This is a genomic window from Nisaea sp. (genome assembly GCF_017640745.1).
In the GTDB taxonomy this organism is placed as follows: domain Bacteria; phylum Pseudomonadota; class Alphaproteobacteria; order Thalassobaculales; family Thalassobaculaceae; genus Nisaea.
The window spans coordinates 1-17,588 of the sequence record NZ_JAEPQA010000047.1 but is presented as its reverse complement, the minus strand read 5'-3'; the positions used below and the strand labels follow the sequence as shown (position 1 = coordinate 17,588).

17 protein-coding genes are annotated in these 17,588 nt (G+C 63.4%); 6 read left to right on the top strand and 11 right to left on the bottom strand.

The features are described from left to right. From JJ959_RS20385 to coxB, 6 genes are all read right to left on the bottom strand, one after another. On the bottom strand, nt 1-428 hold a 428-nt coding region (locus tag JJ959_RS20385; protein ID WP_292888057.1), incomplete at its 3' end, for a cytochrome c oxidase subunit 3. A gap of 47 nt (nt 429-475) precedes the next feature. Further along, nucleotides 476-1,102, bottom strand: a complete 627-nt coding sequence (locus JJ959_RS20380) for a cytochrome c oxidase assembly protein (protein ID WP_292888054.1) — start codon at nt 1,100-1,102, stop codon at nt 476-478. Nucleotides 1,103-1,105: 3 nt separating this feature from the next. Then, nucleotides 1,106-1,249 carry a hypothetical protein gene (locus tag JJ959_RS20375; protein WP_292888051.1) on the bottom strand — a complete coding sequence of 48 codons (144 nt, stop codon included), beginning with the start codon at nt 1,247-1,249 and terminating at the stop codon, nt 1,106-1,108. Beyond that, the gene (locus JJ959_RS20370; RefSeq protein ID WP_366817099.1) at nt 1,246-2,148 is read right to left on the bottom strand and encodes a heme o synthase; all 903 of its coding nucleotides are present in this window, start codon (nt 2,146-2,148) and stop codon (nt 1,246-1,248) included. The genes JJ959_RS20375 and JJ959_RS20370 overlap by 4 nt, the downstream gene beginning before the upstream one ends. Nucleotides 2,149-2,222: 74 nt before the next feature. After that, nucleotides 2,223-3,809 (bottom strand): cytochrome c oxidase subunit I, encoded by a 1,587-nt coding sequence (ctaD, locus tag JJ959_RS20365; RefSeq protein ID WP_292888045.1) that lies wholly within the window; start codon nt 3,807-3,809, stop codon nt 2,223-2,225. Nucleotides 3,810-3,835: 26 nt separating this feature from the next. Next, a complete protein-coding gene (coxB, locus tag JJ959_RS20360) occupies nt 3,836-4,693 on the bottom strand; it encodes a cytochrome c oxidase subunit II (RefSeq protein WP_292888042.1) in 858 nt (285 codons plus the stop codon). Nucleotides 4,694-4,989: 296 nt separating this feature from the next. Between coxB and tldD the strand changes: the two genes are divergently transcribed. The 3 genes from tldD to JJ959_RS20345 all read left to right on the top strand — a co-directional run bounded on the left by tldD (nt 4,990) and on the right by JJ959_RS20345 (nt 8,339). Beyond that, nucleotides 4,990-6,423, top strand: coding sequence for a metalloprotease TldD (gene tldD / locus JJ959_RS20355; protein ID WP_292888039.1), 1,434 nt, complete (start codon nt 4,990-4,992; stop codon nt 6,421-6,423). Between the two features lie 180 nt (nt 6,424-6,603). Then, nucleotides 6,604-6,885, top strand: a complete 282-nt coding sequence (locus JJ959_RS20350) for a hypothetical protein (protein WP_292888037.1) — start codon at nt 6,604-6,606, stop codon at nt 6,883-6,885. Next, on the top strand, nt 6,882-8,339 hold the full coding sequence (locus tag JJ959_RS20345; protein WP_292888034.1) for a methyl-accepting chemotaxis protein: 1,458 nt from the start codon (nt 6,882-6,884) through the stop codon (nt 8,337-8,339). The genes JJ959_RS20350 and JJ959_RS20345 overlap by 4 nt, the downstream gene beginning before the upstream one ends. Here JJ959_RS20345 and JJ959_RS20340 read toward each other — a convergent pair. The 4 genes from JJ959_RS20340 to JJ959_RS20325 are packed head-to-tail and all read right to left on the bottom strand — an operon-like array spanning nt 8,336 to nt 12,528. Next, entirely contained in the window at nt 8,336-9,271 is a 936-nt protein-coding gene (locus JJ959_RS20340) for a DMT family transporter (RefSeq protein WP_292888031.1), read from the bottom strand. The genes JJ959_RS20345 and JJ959_RS20340 overlap by 4 nt on opposite strands. 36 nt (nt 9,272-9,307) lie before the next feature. Then, the gene (locus JJ959_RS20335; RefSeq protein WP_292888029.1) at nt 9,308-10,303 is read right to left on the bottom strand and encodes a pyridoxal-phosphate dependent enzyme; all 996 of its coding nucleotides are present in this window, start codon (nt 10,301-10,303) and stop codon (nt 9,308-9,310) included. 35 nt (nt 10,304-10,338) lie between these two features. Next, nucleotides 10,339-11,706: a glutamate--cysteine ligase gene (locus tag JJ959_RS20330; protein WP_292888026.1), complete on the bottom strand. Its 1,368-nt coding sequence runs from the start codon at nt 11,704-11,706 to the stop codon at nt 10,339-10,341. A 51-nt stretch (nt 11,707-11,757) separates the two neighbouring features. Continuing rightward, the gene (locus JJ959_RS20325) at nt 11,758-12,528 is read right to left on the bottom strand and encodes a 16S rRNA (uracil(1498)-N(3))-methyltransferase (RefSeq protein WP_292888023.1); all 771 of its coding nucleotides are present in this window, start codon (nt 12,526-12,528) and stop codon (nt 11,758-11,760) included. A gap of 96 nt (nt 12,529-12,624) precedes the next feature. On the opposite strand from JJ959_RS20325, the gene ubiA reads away from it, so the two are divergent. Together ubiA and JJ959_RS20315 are read left to right on the top strand one after the other, a co-directional pair. Further along, on the top strand, nt 12,625-13,536 hold the full coding sequence (gene ubiA / locus JJ959_RS20320) for a 4-hydroxybenzoate octaprenyltransferase (RefSeq protein WP_292888020.1): 912 nt from the start codon (nt 12,625-12,627) through the stop codon (nt 13,534-13,536). Then, nucleotides 13,533-14,246: a 50S ribosomal protein L11 methyltransferase gene (locus tag JJ959_RS20315; RefSeq protein WP_292888017.1), complete on the top strand. Its 714-nt coding sequence runs from the start codon at nt 13,533-13,535 to the stop codon at nt 14,244-14,246. Before ubiA ends, JJ959_RS20315 begins: the two co-directional genes overlap by 4 nt. Here JJ959_RS20315 and JJ959_RS20310 read toward each other — a convergent pair. Beyond that, on the bottom strand, nt 14,227-14,961 hold the full coding sequence (locus JJ959_RS20310; RefSeq protein ID WP_292888014.1) for a hypothetical protein: 735 nt from the start codon (nt 14,959-14,961) through the stop codon (nt 14,227-14,229). The two genes, JJ959_RS20315 and JJ959_RS20310, sit on opposite strands and share 20 nt — an antisense overlap. Nucleotides 14,962-15,435: 474 nt before the next feature. On the opposite strand from JJ959_RS20310, the gene JJ959_RS20305 reads away from it, so the two are divergent. Beyond that, nucleotides 15,436-17,588: HAMP domain-containing protein (locus JJ959_RS20305; protein WP_292888011.1), on the top strand; the 2,153-nt coding region annotated here is incomplete at its 3' end.

Sequence of the window (17,588 nt, the reverse complement as noted above, 5' to 3'; positions counted from 1 at the left end):
GTGCAGCCCGACAGCAGCAGGATCATGGTGTTGATCAGCGGCAGGTCCCAGGCATTGAACGTCACGATGCCTTCCGGCGGCCAGACGCCGGTATCGGGATAGAGCGAGGCGTCGAAGAAGGCCCAGAAGAAGGCGGCGAAGAACATCACCTCGGAGGCGATGAAGAGGATCATGCCGTAGCGCATGCCGAGCTGGACGACAGCATTGTGATGCCCCTGGTACTCAGCCTCACGCACGACATCGCGCCACCAGAAGAACATGGTCATCAGGATCGACAGCAGGCCGGCGATCAGGATGGTGCCGCCGAACGCGTATTCATGCATGTACATGACGGCGCCGACCGCGGCGATGAAGCCGGACATGGACCCGACAAAGGGCCACGGGCTCGGCTCGACGAGATGGAAGGAATGCTGTGGATGTCCGCTCATTATCTTTCCCCTTCAGTCCGGCGCTTTCGGCGCCTTCCTCTCCTTGATTATCCCTTGATATCCGTCGCGCCTTGCGGCCCGGCCCCTGTCGCGTTCAGGGCTGCCTGGTTCTTCGCGGCTTTCGCTCCGGACTGATCCTGTGCCTTGTAGAAAGTGTAGGACAGAGTGATTGTCGTCACCCCGTCCATCTTCACGTCCTTGTCCATCTCCGGGTCGATATAGAACGAGACCGGCATGTCGACCCTCTGTCCCGGCTGCAGTACCTGTTCGGTGAAACAGAAGCAGTCGATCTTGTCGAAATAGATCCCGGCCTTGTCCGGCGTCACGTTGAAGGTCGCCGTCCCGACAATGGGCTCGTCGCCGTTGTTCACCGCCTCGTAGAAGGCAAGCTTGTTTTCCCCGACCTTGAGTTCGACCGCGGTCTGCACCGGCCGGAAGGACCATTTCAGATCCGGCTGTACGCTCGCGTCGAACCGGACAGTGATTTTCCGGTCGAGCACCTCGGTACTGGCGCCGTCCGCAATCTGCGTGGTTCCGCCGAAACCGGTAACACGGCAGAAAAGGTCATAGAGCGGCACCGCCGCAAAGGAGACCCCGACCATGCCCAGCACCAGTGCGCCCAGCGCCAGACCGACCCGTGCATTGCTTCGCTTGCGTTCCGTCCGCTCTGCCATGACTCAGCTCATCTTCAGGATGGTGATGACATAGAACAGCACGAAACATGCGATGATACAGGCGAGAATGGCGAGATTCTTGCCCTTCTTGCGGGCATAGAACTGCTCTCTGCTTTCCGGCTTCTGATCGTCGCTCATCGCGCTCATACCCCCGCCGCCCGATCGATGATCAGCAGCGTGAAAATGACGAAGAGATAGAGAATGGAATAGCCGAACAGGCGGCGGCAGTTCTTCTCGCTGGCGTCGCGGAAGACGCGCCAGGCGGACACCGTGAAGACCGCGCCGAAAGCGGCAGCCGGAAGTCCGTAGGTCAGCAGGCCGATCGAGTCGAACGCAACCGGAAGCAGCGTGATCGGCACCAGCAGCAGGGTATAGATCAGGATCTGCTTCTGTGTTTCGCGTCGTCCGGAAACCACCGGCAGCATCGGGACGCCCGCAGCTTCGTAGTCGCCGGAGCGGTAGAGCGAGAGCGCCCAGAAATGCGGCGGCGTCCACATGAAGATGATCAGGAACATGACCAGCGGCAGCAGCGTGATATCACCGGTCACGGCAGCCCAGCCGATCACCGGCGGAAGCGCACCTGAGGCACCGCCGATGACGATGTTCTGCGGCGTGCGGCGCTTCAGCCACATGGTGTAGATAAAGACATAGAAACCGATCGTCCCGGCCAGCAGCGCGGCCGCGACCCAGTTGGTCGCGAGCCCCATCACCATGACGGAAAAACCGGACAGGATCACGCCGAAGGCGAGCGCCTCGTCGGCGCCGACCTTGCCCATCGGGATGGGACGGCCGCGGGTCCGCGTCATGACGGCGTCAATGTCGCGGTCGTACCACATGTTGATCGCACCGGACGCGCCGGCTGCGATCGCAATGCAAAACACTGCAACGGCGGCCAGGCCCGGATTGATCTCGCCCGGGGCAAGATAGAGGCCGACGAACCCGGTGAAGACGACGAGCGACATCACCCGCGGCTTCAGCAGCGACAGGTAGTCCCGGATTGCTTCAGACGCAGAAGCGGCGGTCGGTGCCGCCGCTTTGAGCTCAATGGAAGTGTCAGACACGCAAGAGAACCTTTCTCGCTTCGGTCCGCTCTGAAATCAGCGCCGCGAGGCGCCGCGGATCACTTGATCCGCGGCAGCTCGTCGAAGGTGTGGAACGGCGGCGGGGAGGACACGGTCCACTCGAGAGTGTCCGCGCTTTCGCCCCACGGATTGTCGCCGGCGACCCGCTTCTTCATGAACGCCTCGAAGACGATGTAGAGGAACAGCAGGGTTGCGGCACCGCCCATATAGGCGCCGATCGAGGCAACGTAGTTCCAGCCGTGCAGCGCATCCGGATAGTCGATGTAGCGCCGCGGCATGCCCGCCAGCCCGAGGAAGTGCATCGGGAAGAAGGTCAGGTTCGCACCGATGAACATGATCCAGAAATGCACGCGGGCGAGGAAGCCGTTGTAGTGATAGCCGGACATTTTCGGGAACCAGTAATAGAACCCGCAGAACAGCGCGAACACGGCACCCAGCGACAGCACGTAGTGGAAGTGCGCAATCACGTAGTAGGTGTTGTGCAGCACCACGTCGACGCCGGCATTGGCCAGGACAACGCCGGTGACGCCACCGACCGTGAACAGGAAGATGAAGCCGATCGCCCAGATCATCGGGACGCGGAACGAGATCGAGCCGCCCCACATGGTCGCGATCCAGGAGAAGATCTTCACGCCCGTCGGCACCGCGATGACCATGGTCGCCGCCGTGAAATAGGCCCGCGTGTCGACGTCGAGGCCCACCGTGTACATGTGGTGCGCCCAGACGATGAAGCCGACGAAGCCGATGGAGACCATCGCGTAGGCCATGCCGAGATAGCCGAAGACCGGCTTGCGCGAAAAGGTCGAGACCACGTGGCTGATGATGCCGAAGGCCGGCAGGATCATGATGTACACCTCGGGGTGGCCGAAGAACCAGAAGAGGTGCAGGAACAGGATCGGGTCACCGCCACCGGACGGCTCGAAGAAGGCCGTGCCGAAATTGCGGTCGGTCAGCAGCATGGTGATGGCGCCGGCCAGAACCGGAAGCGCCAGCAGCAGCAGGAACGCGGTGATCAGGATCGACCAGACAAAAAGCGGCATCTTGTGCAGCGTCATGCCCGGTGCGCGCATGTTGAAGATCGTGGTGATGAAGTTGCTGGCGCCGAGGATCGAGGACGCACCGGCAAGGTGCAGCGACAGGATCGCCATGTCCATCGACGGGCCAGGCGTGCCGAGCTTGCTCGACATCGGCGGGTAGATCGTCCAGCCCACGCCCGCGCCGCCGTCGGCGAAGACCGACAGGAAGAGCAGCAGGAAGGCCGGGATCAGAAGCCAGAAGCTGATGTTGTTCATCCGCGGGAAGGCCATGTCCGGCGCCCCGATCATGAGCGGCACGAACCAGTTGCCGAAACCCCCGATCAGCGCCGGCATGACCAGGAAGAACACCATGATCAGGCCGTGAGCCGTCGTGAAGACGTTCCAGACATGGCCGTTTTCCATGAACTGGACGCCCGGATTCTGAAGCTCCATCCGCATGTAGATGGACATCGCGCCGCCGATCAAGCCGGCGATGATCGCGAAGATCAGGTACATCGTGCCGATGTCTTTGTGGTTGGTCGAATACAACCAGCGCCGGATACCCGTCGGCACCCCATGGTCGTCAGCGTGAGCGTGCGCGGCACTCATATCGGTCTCTCCCAATAGCGTGGTTGTTAGTTGGCATTAACGGCGACGCGGACCGGCGCGTCGCTGTTCATTGCGAATTTTTCCTTCGCGCCCTTCAGCCATTCGGCGTAGTCGGCCTCGTTGAGGGCCTTGACCACGATCGGCATGTAGGCATGGCGGACACCGCAGATCTGGTTGCACTGTCCGTAGAAGGTGCCTTCCTTGTCGAATTGCATCCAGGTCTCGTTGGTGCGGCCGCCGATGGCATAGATCTGCACTACGGCCGACGGCACGAAGAAGGAATGGAAGACGTCGTTGCTGGTCACCAGGACCTGGATCTTCTTGCCCGTCGGAACGACGAGCGGATTGTCGACGTCGAGCAACCGGGTGCCGTTCGCCTTCTGCAGATCCTCGCCCTCAAGCAGGTAGCTGTCGAATACGATCTGCTCGTCTGGATATTCGTAGGACCAGTACCACTGGTTTCCGATGACCTTGATGGTCATGTCCGGATCGACCGCACGATCAAGATAGTAGAGGTTCTTGAAAGACGGGATCGCGACCACCACGAGGATAATGACCGGAACCGCGGTCCAGAGGATCTCGATCAGCGTGTTGTGCGAGGTCCGGGACGGGTTCGGGTTCGCCGAAGCGCGATAGCGGATGCAGACATAGACCAGAAGCGCGAGCACGAAGATCGAGATCGCGAAGATCAGGTAGAGCAGGTAGGTATGGAATTCATTGATGTGAACTCCGACCGGCGAGACCGGATCCTGCAGGCCCAACTGGTAGGGCTGGGGCATGCGGATTTCTTCGGCGCCGGCGGGCAGAGCCAGCGTTGCGACCAACAGGAGGGGCAGCGCCGCGAGATGCGCGAGGCTGGAGATTGCCCGGTTGAAAAGCCTCATGGTGTCCGTTCTCTCCGCAATATTCGTACTCGGGGCCGTTTTTAGCGTCAGGCGCGGCCCTTCACAAGGGTATCGCAATACACTGTCCGTCTCATTGCGTGAAGACAATTCGATCTCCGGCACGGGGCGGTCCAGCGATCCGCGACGAAGTGACGCGCCTCTTGCAACGGACGGGCACCGCGCTCTTCCGCAAGGGCGCACCGTGACTTTCCCGCGCTTGGGACCATATGCTATCGGAAAGATCAAGCCCATACCGGCGACCCGCGTCCGCGCGGGACATATCAGGAGCGGACCTAATGAGCGACCTCAGCAAGACGGACGAACTCTTTTTCGAGCGCAGCGGCATGGATCTCGACCGGGTCGGCCGCCTCGTCGACGAGGCGCTGCACGGCGCGGACGACGGGGAACTGTTCCTGGAATACCGGCAGAGCGAGAGCCTCGCCTTCGATGACGGCCGGCTGAAGACCGCCTCCTTCGATTCGACCCAGGGCTTCGGCCTGCGCGCGATCGCAGGCGAGGCGCACGGCTATGCGCATGCCTCCGATCTTTCCGAGGAGGCCATCAAGCGCGCCGCCGACACCGTCTCCAGCGTGCGTCATGGCCATGGCGGCACCCTCGCCGCCCCGCCCGCCGCCAGCAACGCCACGCTCTATACCGATGCCAATCCGCTCGCCCTGACTCCCTTCGCCGACAAGGTCGATCTGCTGAAGGAAATCGACGCCTATGCCCGCGCCAGGGACCCTCGCGTGAAACAGGTCAGCGCCTCGCTTGCCGGTTCCTGGCAAGCGGTGCAGATCATCCGTGCCGGCGGCCATAGGGTCGCGGATATCCGTCCGCTGGTGCGCCTGAACGTCTCCGTCGTGATGGCGGAAGGCGACCGCATGGAGAGCGGCGGTTGCGGCGCCGGCGGCCGGGTCGCCTACGACCTCTACCTGACGCCGGAGAAATGGAAGGCCCAGGTCGACGAGGCGATGCGCATCGCCGAGGTCAATCTCTCCTCCGTCGCCGCCCCCGCCGGCGAGATGGAAGTCGTGCTCGGCAACGGCTGGCCGGGCGTCATGCTGCACGAGGCGGTCGGCCACGGACTCGAAGGCGACTTCAACCGCAAGAAAACCTCCACCTTTTCAGGAATGATCGGCCAGCGCGTCGCCGCCAAGGGCGTCACCGTGGTCGATGACGGCACCATCCACGACCGCCGCGGCTCGATCAGCATCGACGACGAGGGTACGCGCAGCCAGCGCAATGTGCTGATCGAGGACGGCATCCTGGTCGGCTACATGCAGGACCGGCAGAACGCGCGCCTCATGGGCATGGAGCCGACCGGCAACGGCCGGCGCCAGAGCTTCGCGCACCATCCGATGCCGCGCATGACCAACACCTTCATGGAAGCCGGCGACAAGGATCCGGGCGAGATCCTCGCCTCGGTGAAGAAAGGCCTCTATGCGGTCAATTTCGCCGGCGGCCAGGTCGACATCACCTCCGGCAAGTTCGTGTTCTCCGCCAGCGAGGCCTACCTGATCGAGGACGGCAAGATCGGCGCTCCGGTCAAAGGCGCGACCCTGATCGGCAACGGTCCGGACGCGATGAACCAGATCACCATGATCGGCAACGATCTTGCGCTGGACGACGGAATCGGGACCTGCGGCAAGAGCGGTCAGGGCGTGCCCGTCGGCGTCGGTCAACCCACACTGAAGATGACCGGCGTGACCGTCGGCGGCACCGCAATGTAGGAACGGCTGCCCCGGGCGTTCGATCCGTTAACCTGATATTAGCGTAAATGCTCTAGATCTCGGTCGCTGAGGCTGTGGGATGACCCTGCGGTTGCGCTGATTTGTTGGAGCTTTACCTTGCGAGATGCTTGGGCTGCGATCGCGCTTCTGTTCGGTAGCACGATTTTCATAGGCGTCCTGATGCTGACCGGTCCGGTCGAGCCGAACAGGACGTTGGCAGCTTTTTATCCTCCCTGGTTCGACAGAACCGAAGTGCTCGGCGCCGTAAGCGCCGCGGGCGGGGCGATGTTACGTCACGGCGGCATCGAGACTGTGGCGCTCGTCAGGCTCGACTCTCCCGATGCGGCGGATCGTCTCAAGAATGCCGGCGCCTGGGCCGTTGTAGATCCGGCCGGACTATTCGGATGCGTGGGCTTGAAAGAGGGCACCGCGCTCCCCTTCCAAAAGGAGACTACAGGATGAATACGTTGGATAGAATCCGCGCCAAGGCGGTCAACTTCCTCGCATTGTTCATCGCAGCCCATGTCGTGATCATTGCCGTTCTCGGGCTCGTTCTCGACTCCCATCTGCTCGCCCCGCTTGTCGGCGCAAGTGCCACCGCGCTGCTCTGCGGCCTCGCGGCCTGGAAAGCCAAGGATGCAGCCTCTACGCGGATGCTGATCCCGGTCGGACTGATGGTCATGGTCTCCCTGATGGTCTTCCAGTTCGAGGGCCACCCCTGGCAGATCGACATGCACATGTACTACTTCGCAGCTCTCGCGATCCTGACGACGCTTTGCGACATCAGGGCCGTGATCGCCGCCACGGCAGCTGTCGCCGTCCATCATCTCGGCCTGAACTTCACTTTCCCGGCCGCGATCTTTCCCGACGGCGCCGATTTCTGGCGCGTCGTCGTGCACGCCGTCATCGTGATCGTGGAAGCTCTGATCGTCGGCTGGCTGTCCTTTACCGTGGCACAGACCTTCATGACCTCCGACGCCGCCCTGCAAGAGGCCGAAGCCGCGAAAGCCGAAGCGGAACGCCTTGGCAAGGAGCAGATGGAGCAGGAACGCCGGATGCAGGCGCAGAAGGCAAAGGAAATGTCCGCGCTTGCCGACACGTTCTCCTCCACGGTCGGGTCCATCGCGGTCACCGTCGCCAGCGCTTCCACCGAACTCGGCCAGAACGCCAGCGAACTGAACTCGGTCGCCGGATCGCTCGCGAACCAGTCCCGTGCGGCGAACGAGAACACAGCTTCGGCGGCGGACAATGTGCGCACGGCGGCGGAAGTCGCCGAGGAGCTTGCCAGGTCGTTCTCCGAGATCGGCCAGCGCGTGGCGGAGGCGAGCACCGTGACCCGGGAGGCGGTCGACCAGGCCAATCAGACGAACGACACCGTGTCCGGCCTCGCCGGTGCCGTCGACAAGATCGGCGAGTTCCTGAAGCTGATCACCGATATCGCGGAACAGACCAACCTGCTGGCGCTGAACGCAACCATCGAGGCGGCCCGTGCCGGCGAGGCCGGAAAGGGCTTCGCGGTTGTGGCGACGGAAGTGAAGAACCTCGCCTCGCAGACAGCGGAGGCGACGGAAACGATTTCGGCTCAGATCCAGGCCATCCAGCAGGAATCGACCGAGGCCGTGAAGGCGATTTCCCTGATCGTCGATACGGTCGCGAAAGTGGACGGAATCTCCGCCGGAATCGCTGCGGCGATCGAGGAGCAGGTTGCCGCGACCAACGAGATTTCCAATCAGGTCGCTCAGGCGAGCGAGCGGAGCCTCAGTGCCTCGCAGGGCATGAGCGCGCTCAATGCCGAGAGCGCGCGTAGCGGCGAAGCCGCCAAGTCCATGCTGACGGCTTCCGAACAGCTTGCCCAGGATACCAACCGGCTGCGGTCCGAGATCGATAGCTTCCTCAGCCGCATCAAGGTTTCCTAGGCGCTTTTGCCGTCCGCCGGGGGATCGGGCATGACGCCGGGTCCTTGCGGCCGGCGGCCCAGCCTGGTTTCCCGGTAGCCGATATAGAGACCGGCGGCGATCACGACGGCGCCGCCGATCAGCGTCATTCCGTCCGGCACTTCGGCCCAGATCGCATATCCGAACAGGGTCGCCCAGATCAGCGCCGAATACTCGAATGGCGCGACGATCGCCGCCGGCGCCGCGCGGAAGGCCGAGGTGACGAGAAATTGTCCGCAGCCGCCGAGCAGACCGAGCGCCGCGAGCAATCCCCAGTCCGCCGGTACCGGCGTGACCCAGACCGCGGGCGTGCCGATCGCACTGACCGCAAGCGCGGCGAGGGTCGTGTAGAAGACGATGGAGACCGCGCTGTCGGTCGAGGAGAGGCGGCGCCCGAGCACCATCGCCAGCGCGAAGCAGAAAGACGCACCGATCGGAAGCAGCGCATAGGGTGAGAAAACGTCCGCTCCCGGGCGCACGATGATCAGCACGCCGGCGAAACCGACCAGAACCGCGCAAACTCTCCGAAAGCCGACCTTTTCGCCGAGCAGCGGCACCGACAATGCGGTGACGAAGAGCGGCGAGGCGAAGGCCAGCGCGACGACTTCCGCCAACTCGAGCTTGCCGAGCGCGAAGAAGAAACCGACCGTCGCCCCGGTTCCGGCCACGCCGCGGGCGAGCTGCAGCTTCCAGCGCCGGGTCCGAAGCTGACCCAGCCCACCGGTCCAGAAGACGATGGCGAACAGCGGAATCAGCCCGAAGAGCGTGCGGAAGAAGACGATCTCGATGCTCGGATAACCCGCCGACATCCATTTGATCATCATGTCCATCACGGACATCACGAACACACCCGCAATCATCAGGATGATGCCGCGACCGGCGGCAAAGCCGTCCTGGTCGTTTCCGTGATTCATTGCTTTCGACTTTCGCTTCTTGCCGCGGCGCCGAGACTAGTCGCCCGAAGCGAGGACGGCATTGTAAAAATCGTCTTCGAAGAGAGAAGCGGTACCGCCGGTATGGAGCAGGCAGGCAGGCTCGTCCGGCGCGATGCTACCGTCGGCCAGCATCGAGAGCAGGGCCGCGGCCGGTTTCGCCGTGTAGGTGTGCTCGAGCAGCAGGGCCTCGGTCGCGGCGAATTGCCGGATCGCCGCAACGGCATCCGGCCCCGGAATGCCATACCCGGGGCCCAGAAACCGGTCGGTGAAGCGCGCGACCGAATCGACCGTCCGCCCGGCGGTCCCGATCAGTAGTTCGAGCCCGGCAAATATCCGAGCAACGCGCTCCGCCAGCTCGGCCTCGCGGTATTCGACGCTGACGAGATGGGCTGTTCCATCGAAACCGCCACGGAGGAGACCATAGAGAAAGCCGGCCTCGGTCGGCCCCATGGATCCCGGAAGCAGGATATGACGGAGCGCCACGCCGCGTTCGCGGGCCTGCGCCAGCAGTTCCTCGCCCGAGTGCACGTAGCCCGCCGCACCGAGCACCGGATCGCCGATCAGATAAGGCTTCCGGCCTTCCCGGCGCAGCGCCTCCATTCTCGCTTCGGCCGCCTGCCCGCGCGCGCGCTCCCCGACCGGGCCGAGGTAGGAGATCTCGGCCCCGAAAAGATGGCTGAGCCGAAGATTTCCCTCGATGCGCTCCGGCCGGTCAGCATTATGCAGGATGACGCAACCGAGACCTGATTTTGCCGCGGCCGCGGCGGTCAGACGGCACTGGTTGGACGCGGTGTGCCCCGCGACGACCAGCGTGTCCGCGCCGGAAGCGAATGCCGCGCCGAGCCAGTATTCGAGAGAACGCAGCTTGTTCCCGCCGAGGCCGAGCGGCATTGCGTCGTCGCGTTTGACGAAGAGGCGGGGATGTCCGGTCTCCCGGCCGAGACGCTCCAGGGGCTGGAAGGGCGTCGGCCCTTCCAGAAGCGGGTATCTCGGGAGCGCGTCCAGCTCCATCCCTTCCCCTTTCCGGCCCAGGGGGCCGCCGGCGATCAGTACCGCTGGTATTCGAACAGCGGATCGATCTTGCCGCCCCACTCGCCGTGGTAGAGGTCGAGCAGACGGTCGGCGGGAGACTTGCCGGATTCGGCGACTTCCTGCAGCCAGTTGAGGAAGCCGGTCTCGTCATTGCCTTCGGAATCGACACAGGCCCGGCGCTTCAGGCCATGGCGGGAAATCTCGATCATCCGCTTCGCCAGGTCCTGCACCGTACCGTCTCGGAACGGGGTCTGCAGGCCGTGTTTCGGAACCGCCGCGCGCAGCGCTTCCATTTCCTCGATGCTCCAGCCGGCGATCATGTCCAGTGCCGCCTGCTGCGAGTCCGAATCGTAGAGGATCCCGGTCCAGAGCGCGGGCAGCGCGCAGATATTGCGCCATGGCCCGGTATCGGCACCGCGCATCTCGATATATTTCTTCAGCCGGACCTCGGGGAAACTGGTCGTCATGTGATCGGTCCAGTCGCCCATGAAGGCCTCTTCGCCCTCATAGCCCTCGAGCTCGCCCGCCATGAACTTGCGGAAGCTCTTGCCGGAGACGTCCTGGTACTGACCGTCGCGGTAGAGGAAATACATCGGTACGTCGAGCATGTAGTCGACATAGCGCTCGAAGCCAAAGCCGTCCTCGAAGACGAAGGGCAGCATGCCGCAGCGGTCCGGGTCGGTATCGGTCCAGACATGGGAGCGGTAGCTCTTGAAGCCGTTCGGCTTGCCTTCCTTGAAGGGCGAATTGGCGAAGAGCGCGGTCGCAACCGGCTGCAGCGCGACGCTGATGCGGAATTTCTCCACCATGTCGGCTTCGTTCGCGAAGTCGTAGTTCGCCTGCACGGTGCAGGTCCGCTTCATCATATCGAGGCCGAGCGTGCCGACCTTCTGCATATAGGCGCTCATGATCACGTAGCGCCCCTTGGGCATGAACTCGATCTGTTCGCGGGTCGAGGTCGGATCGAAGCCGGCCCCGAGCATGCCGACGCCGAGTTCGTCGTTCACTTCCTTGATCTGCGCCAGGTGCGTGTGCACCTCGTCGCAGGTCTGGTGCAGGTTCTCGAGAGGCGCACCGGAAAGCTCGAACTGTCCGCCCGGCTCCAAAGTGATCGCGCAGCCTGCGTGATTCAGCGCGATGACATTGTCGCCCTCGTAGATCGGCTCCCAGCCGAACTTGTCGACCAGACCCTGCAGGATCGCGCCGATGCCGTCCTTGCCGAAATAGGGCAGCCGCTTGTGGTCGCTGAGACGGAAGGGGAATTTCTCGTGCTCGGTGCCCACCCGCCACGCCGATTTCGGCTTGCAGGCGGATTCGAGATCCTCGACGAGCTGCGCCTTGCTGACGATGGGATCGCCCTTGGCGCCGGGGGGACGGGACATGTTTCCTCCGTTAGGATCGAAGTTGCGCGCCTGACGGCTGCGCTCTCGGGTTTAGAGATCAAGTCCCTCGGGACGTTTCATGGTCCAATCCCCGGCCAGTGCCTGCCAACAGGCGAGCGCCGCAAGCGCCGCCGTGTCGGCACGCAACAAACGCGGCCCTAGACTGACTGGTGTAACAAAGGAGCATTGCCTCAAGCGGTCAAGTTCACGATCGGCAAAACCTCCTTCCGGACCGATCAACAATCCGCTAGGGGTTCCCCCCTTGAAAGGAGGCCCGGACAACACGTCGGCAATCGGGTTTCCGGCGCCTGTCTCGTCGCAGACGATCAAGGGGCGGTCCTCCGGCCAGGCGTCGAGCAGCGCATCGAGACGCACCGGCTCGCGGATCTCCGGAATGCCGAGCCGCGCGGTCTGTTCCGCCGCCTCGATCGCATTCGCCAGCAAACGGTCGGTCTTCACGCGTTCGACATTGGTGCGCTCGGTCAATACCGGCCAGAGCAGCGAAGCTCCGAGTTCCGTCGCCTTCTGCGCGATGAAGTCGATGCGCGCCCGCTTGATCGGCGCGAAGGCCAGCCAGATATCGGGCTCGTCGATCTGCGGACGGCTTTGCCCTGTCAGCAATAACGAGGTGCTGCTCCTGCCGATCTCCGCGATCTCCGCGACCCATTCACCGTCCCGGCCGTTGAATACGGCGACCCGGGCACCGGCGCCGAGCCTCAGAACGTTTTTCAGATAGTGGGTCTGGTCTTTCTCGAGCCCGACGCTCCCGCCCGCGGAGAGATCAGGGCTCACAAAGAGACGGGTTTCGATCTTCTGGCTCATCCAGCCTCACGCTTCGGCGGCGCGGAACCGCGCCGGCCAGGACCTCGCACCCCGATGCTTGCCCGGGAGTGCCGCCCGGTTTATGCAGAAGCCACCATGACCGCAAGCGATATCGCACGCAATGACTGGGTGGACCGGCTGCTGCCATCTGCCGCACGCCCGTATGCCCGCCTGATGCGGCTCGACCGGCCGATCGGCACCTGGCTGCTGCTGCTGCCCTGCTGGTGGGGCCTCGCACTCGGCTGGCAGGCGACCGGCAAGGCCCTGCCCGTTCTCGACCTGCTCTGGCTCTATGTCCTGTTCAGCGTGGGCGCGACCGTGATGCGCGGCGCCGGCTGCACCATCAACGATCTCTGGGACCGCGAATTCGACCGCAAGGTCGCCCGCACCATGGACCGGCCGATCGCCAGCGGCGCGATCTCGGTGAAACAGGCCTTCGCCTTCCTCGGCCTGCAGCTCGGCGCCGGGTTGCTCATCCTGCTGCAACTGAATGAAACCTGCTGGCTGCTCGGCGTCCTGGTGCTGCTGCTCGTCGTCACCTATCCGCTCTTCAAGCGGATCACCTACTGGCCGCAATTCGTCCTCGGGCTGACCTTCAACTGGGGCGCGCTCATGGGGTGGGCCGCGGTCACGGGCGACATCCAGCTCGCCAACAGCGTGCTGTACCTGGCCGGCATCGTCTGGACGCTCGGATACGACACGATCTACGCCCATCAGGACAAGGAGGATGACGTGCTTATCGGCGTGAAATCCTCCGCACTCGCCCTTGGCGCCCGGACGGTACCGTTCCTCTGGATCGTCTATCCCCTGACGCTTGCAGGCATCGCCGCGAGCGGCGCGCTGATCGGCCTCGGATGGCCGTTCTATCTCGTTCTGGCCGCCGCCGGCGCGCAACTCGTCTGGCAGATCCGCACCATCGATATCGACGATCCGAAAGGCTGCCTGCTCCGCTTCCAGTCCAACAGGTATTTCGGCTGGATCGTCACCCTTGCGATCCTCGCAGGATGACGCCGGACGGAACCCCGTCCGTCACAGCGGAGTTCATTCTCCGCAATACCGAGCTTGCTTCACCGCCGCTGATTCCGGAACTGAGGCTTCATCTCGCGACGAAGATCACACCACTCTGGGAAGCGACGGAGAGCGAGCTGCAGCAGCTCGGATTGCCGCCGCCCTACTGGGCCTTCGCCTGGGCTGGCGGACAGGCCCTCGCCCGCTACGTCATCGACCACCCCCATCTGGTCGCCGGCCGCCGCGTCCTCGATATCGGCGCCGGGTCCGGCATCGTCAGCCTAGCCGCCCTCTGGGTTTCGGCAGCGACGGTCATCGCCAACGACATCGATCCGGTCGCCGGCCTCGCGATCCGGACGAATGCCGGGACGAACGGTCTGGAGGCCGGGCTGTCTTTCGCCGGACGGGACATGTTCGACGAACCGGCTCTCGCCGAGGACGGCGGGCCGCTGTTCGATGTCGTCCTTGCCGGAGACGTGTTCTACGAGCGTCCCATGGCCGTACGCGCCGAGACCTGGCTTCGGCGCCACGCGGCGGCCGGCGCACTGGTGCTCGTCGGCGACCCGGGCCGCGCCTATCTGCCGAAAACCGGCCGGGAGCACTGCGCCACATATCAGGTTCCGGTATCCACCGACCTGGAGGACAGGGAGATCAAGGAAACCTCCGTCTGGCGGCTGACCGCCGAGACCTCTATCCCAGCAGGATCCTGAAACGCGGATCCTCGAAAGCGAGCACGGTTGCGGACATTCTGTCGGAGAGCCCTCTGCGGCGCTCCAGATTCTCGTCGTCCAGAAGCGAGAGGATCCAGTCCTCCAGATCCGGACGGTCGCCGAATCGTTCATGCAACAGCGTAAGCTTGTCAGCCTGAGGGAGGCTGAAGAAACGTCTGTTGCAGGCCTCGATCTCCGCGAGCGCCACCGGGGCCCCGTCGAGCGCCAGCGCCCCGCGCCGGGTGATGTAGCACCCCGCGCGCATCGCCGGGCGCGCCGCACCGAGGTCGATCGCATCCGCGTCGAAGGTTCCGTAGACGTAGCTCTCGCCGACATTCTCGGTCTGATGCATGCGCTCGAGCTGGGGCTCCGTCAGCCAGGTGACCGCGACCCGCACCTCCGTCCCCGGACTGGTGTGCAGCGTCGCCGGAACGGATCCGTATCCCGCGACGTGCGCGCAGTAGACCACGTCATAGCCATGCATCCAGCCCCACGTGACCGGAATCTCGCTGCCCGGACCATCGCCGAACTTGCGGCGCAGCTGCTCCGGCGCGCGGTTGGAACCAACCGCGATCACTGGATGCCGCGAAGACAGGTCGATTTGGTCGTCAAGAGGCTCCGCCTGACCGCGGACGAACAGGAAATCGCCCTCCGGCGCCGGATAGGGATAGCCATAGGCTCTTTGAAGCCTCGGATTGTCGTGGAATACGGACATCGGATCAGCTTGTTTCAGGAAATAACGCAGAAGTTGAATATCATCATACGCCATCGGCAGGCATGTTCGAGCGGGCCACGCTTCGGAATGCTTCTGCGAAATCGGAATATCGGAAATTTCATTCGATTTCTCAATGGTTTAATTTACAGTCATTGTTTAAGCAATTAATCTCTATTTTTAAGTAAATCTTCTTAATTTACTGAAAACCTTGAACTTTCGATCATTATTTCCCTCCGTATTTTAGGCAATTATTAATATACTCCGAGCATGTTCAACTCTGGGAACGGTGTCTCTGGGGAAATTGTCCGTTTCGCATTCTTACGGTTCCGACGGGCGGCAGATGCCCGCCGGACGACTGTTGTCGGACGCGAGCCCCGGAAAGACTCTTTGAACCAGAGAACGAGATCCCGTTCCCGCGCTTGATGGGCGCGAGGTAAGCGGCGGCAAAGAACGGACGACCCGGGAGGAAATCGAATGTCGGCAGTTGAACTCACCACGGATGAAATCGATCAGGACGCGTCCGATGGGCCCGCGGTCAGACGCAGAGGGATCGGTGTCGGCGGCAAGCTCTATCTCGCCATCGGCGGAATGTTCATTATCACCGTGGTCGCTGCGGCCGTTTCCTTTTGGGCGTTCGGCGACCTGAAACGGGCGATGAACGGCTTCGCCGGCGAAGCGATCCCTGCAATCAAGAGTTCGCTCCAGATGGCCGCCGAAAGCGCCGCCGTCGCCGCCAAGGCCCCCGAAATCGTGACCGCCCAGTCCGAGGAGGAGCGCGCCGCGACCGAGGCCGAGATCGCCACCCTTCTGACCCGGCTCGAAACCCGGGTGACCGGCCTCTCCGCCCTGACGGATGAGCAGAAGCAGAAGGACCTGCAGCTTATCACCGACTTCCGGACCGGCATCGAGTCTCTCGGGCAGAAAATGAGGGAGAAGGACGAGATTGCCGGCCGTATCCGGACAAGTGTCGCGTCGCTGCTGTCCGACCACGAAGAATTTCTCGGAGAGATCTCGCCGCTTGTCGATGCCGCTACGTCCCGGCTGGCGAAGACCGGCCGGGATGCCGTCGACGATACCTCGAAGATGATCGTCTCCCTGCTTGAGGGAGAAGTGAGCGCCTTGCGGGCAGGGCTGCGTCTGAACGCGGGTCTGCGCGAGATCCTGGCCCTGCTTGCCCGGACCAAGGCAACCGCGGACTTCGAAGCGGTGCCTCCGCTGCGCGAACGCTTCGACGCCCTCGCTGAGGAAGTCCTGAAACAGGAGGAAATGCTTCCCGACACGGAAGCGGCGAATGCCCTCAGGGCCTACACGGAGGCCCTGCTGGGCCTCGGCAGCGGCGAGGACTCGATCTTCTCCGTCCGGTCGACCGAACTCGATTACAACAAGTCGCTGACTTTCCAGGAAACCCTGGCCCTGCAGGAAAAGAGCGGCGGCCTGAACAAGATACTCGTCGAGCTGGAGGCGAAATTCTCCGACATGGTGGAACCCGTGATCAGTGACGCGAGCTCCAATCTGACCGAAGGCGGAAAAGCGCTTAACGAGAAGATCGGCAAGACCATCGACGGTCTGGTCCGAGGCGATGTCGCACGGCTGCGCGCGACGCTGCAGCTGGCCGCCGAGGCCAATCTCATGGCCGGACTTCTCAATTCGGGCGCCAGCGCCAACGACATGCCGGCCCTCAACGTGCTGGACGGACGCTTCCTCATGGAAAGCGTCAACCTCGACGATGCGATCGCCGAATTCCAGCAATATGACGACAATCCGCGGGTGATCGATCTCGCAAACAGGCTCTCTGCCTACGGTGTCGGCGACAAGAGCGTCTTCGGGCTGCGCCGGTCGCAACTCGAGATCGACGAGGCGGCACTGGCTGCCCTTGCTGCCAGTCGTGCCACGGCGGAACAGATCGACGAGGAAGTGCGCGTGATCGTGGCCGCGGCAGAGGAAGCGGCGTCGGCGAGCGAAGCCAGTGCCCTCAACCGGATCGAGGACAGTCAGAACCTGCTCTTCGCAATGGTCGCCATCAGCGCCGCGGCAGGCCTGCTGATCGGCTGGTTCCTGGTGTCCCGTCAGGTGGTGAGCCGGATCAACACCCTGGCGGACAAAATGGGCGTCATCGCGGACGGCAATCTGGAGACCGACGTGGATACCTCCGGCTCCGACGAGATCTCCACGATGGCGCGGACTGTGGAGGTGTTCCGCGACAACGGCCGCGAGGTCGAGCGCCTGCGCGAAGAGCAGCAGCGCGCCGAGGCCCGTTCCGCCGAGGAACGTCGCAAGGCGATGCTGAACCTTGCCGATACCTTCGAACAGTCGGTGAAGGCCATCGTCGACCAGGTCGGCCTTTCGGCCCGCGAGATGGAAAAGAGCTCGGAGACCATGGTGAGCGCCTCCGAGCAAGTGAAGACCGAGTCCGGCGGCGTGCTCTCCATCGCGGAGATGACATCCAACAACGTGAACACGGTGGCTGCGGCGGCCGAGCAGCTCGCGGCCTCGGTGCAGGAAATCTCGACCAATATCGGCGAGACCTCCCGCGTGGCACAGCGCGCTGCCGACAAGGCGGAGACGACCGACCGTATCGTCGCCAGCCTGGACGCGGAATCGCAGAAGATCGGCGAGGTGGTGAAGCT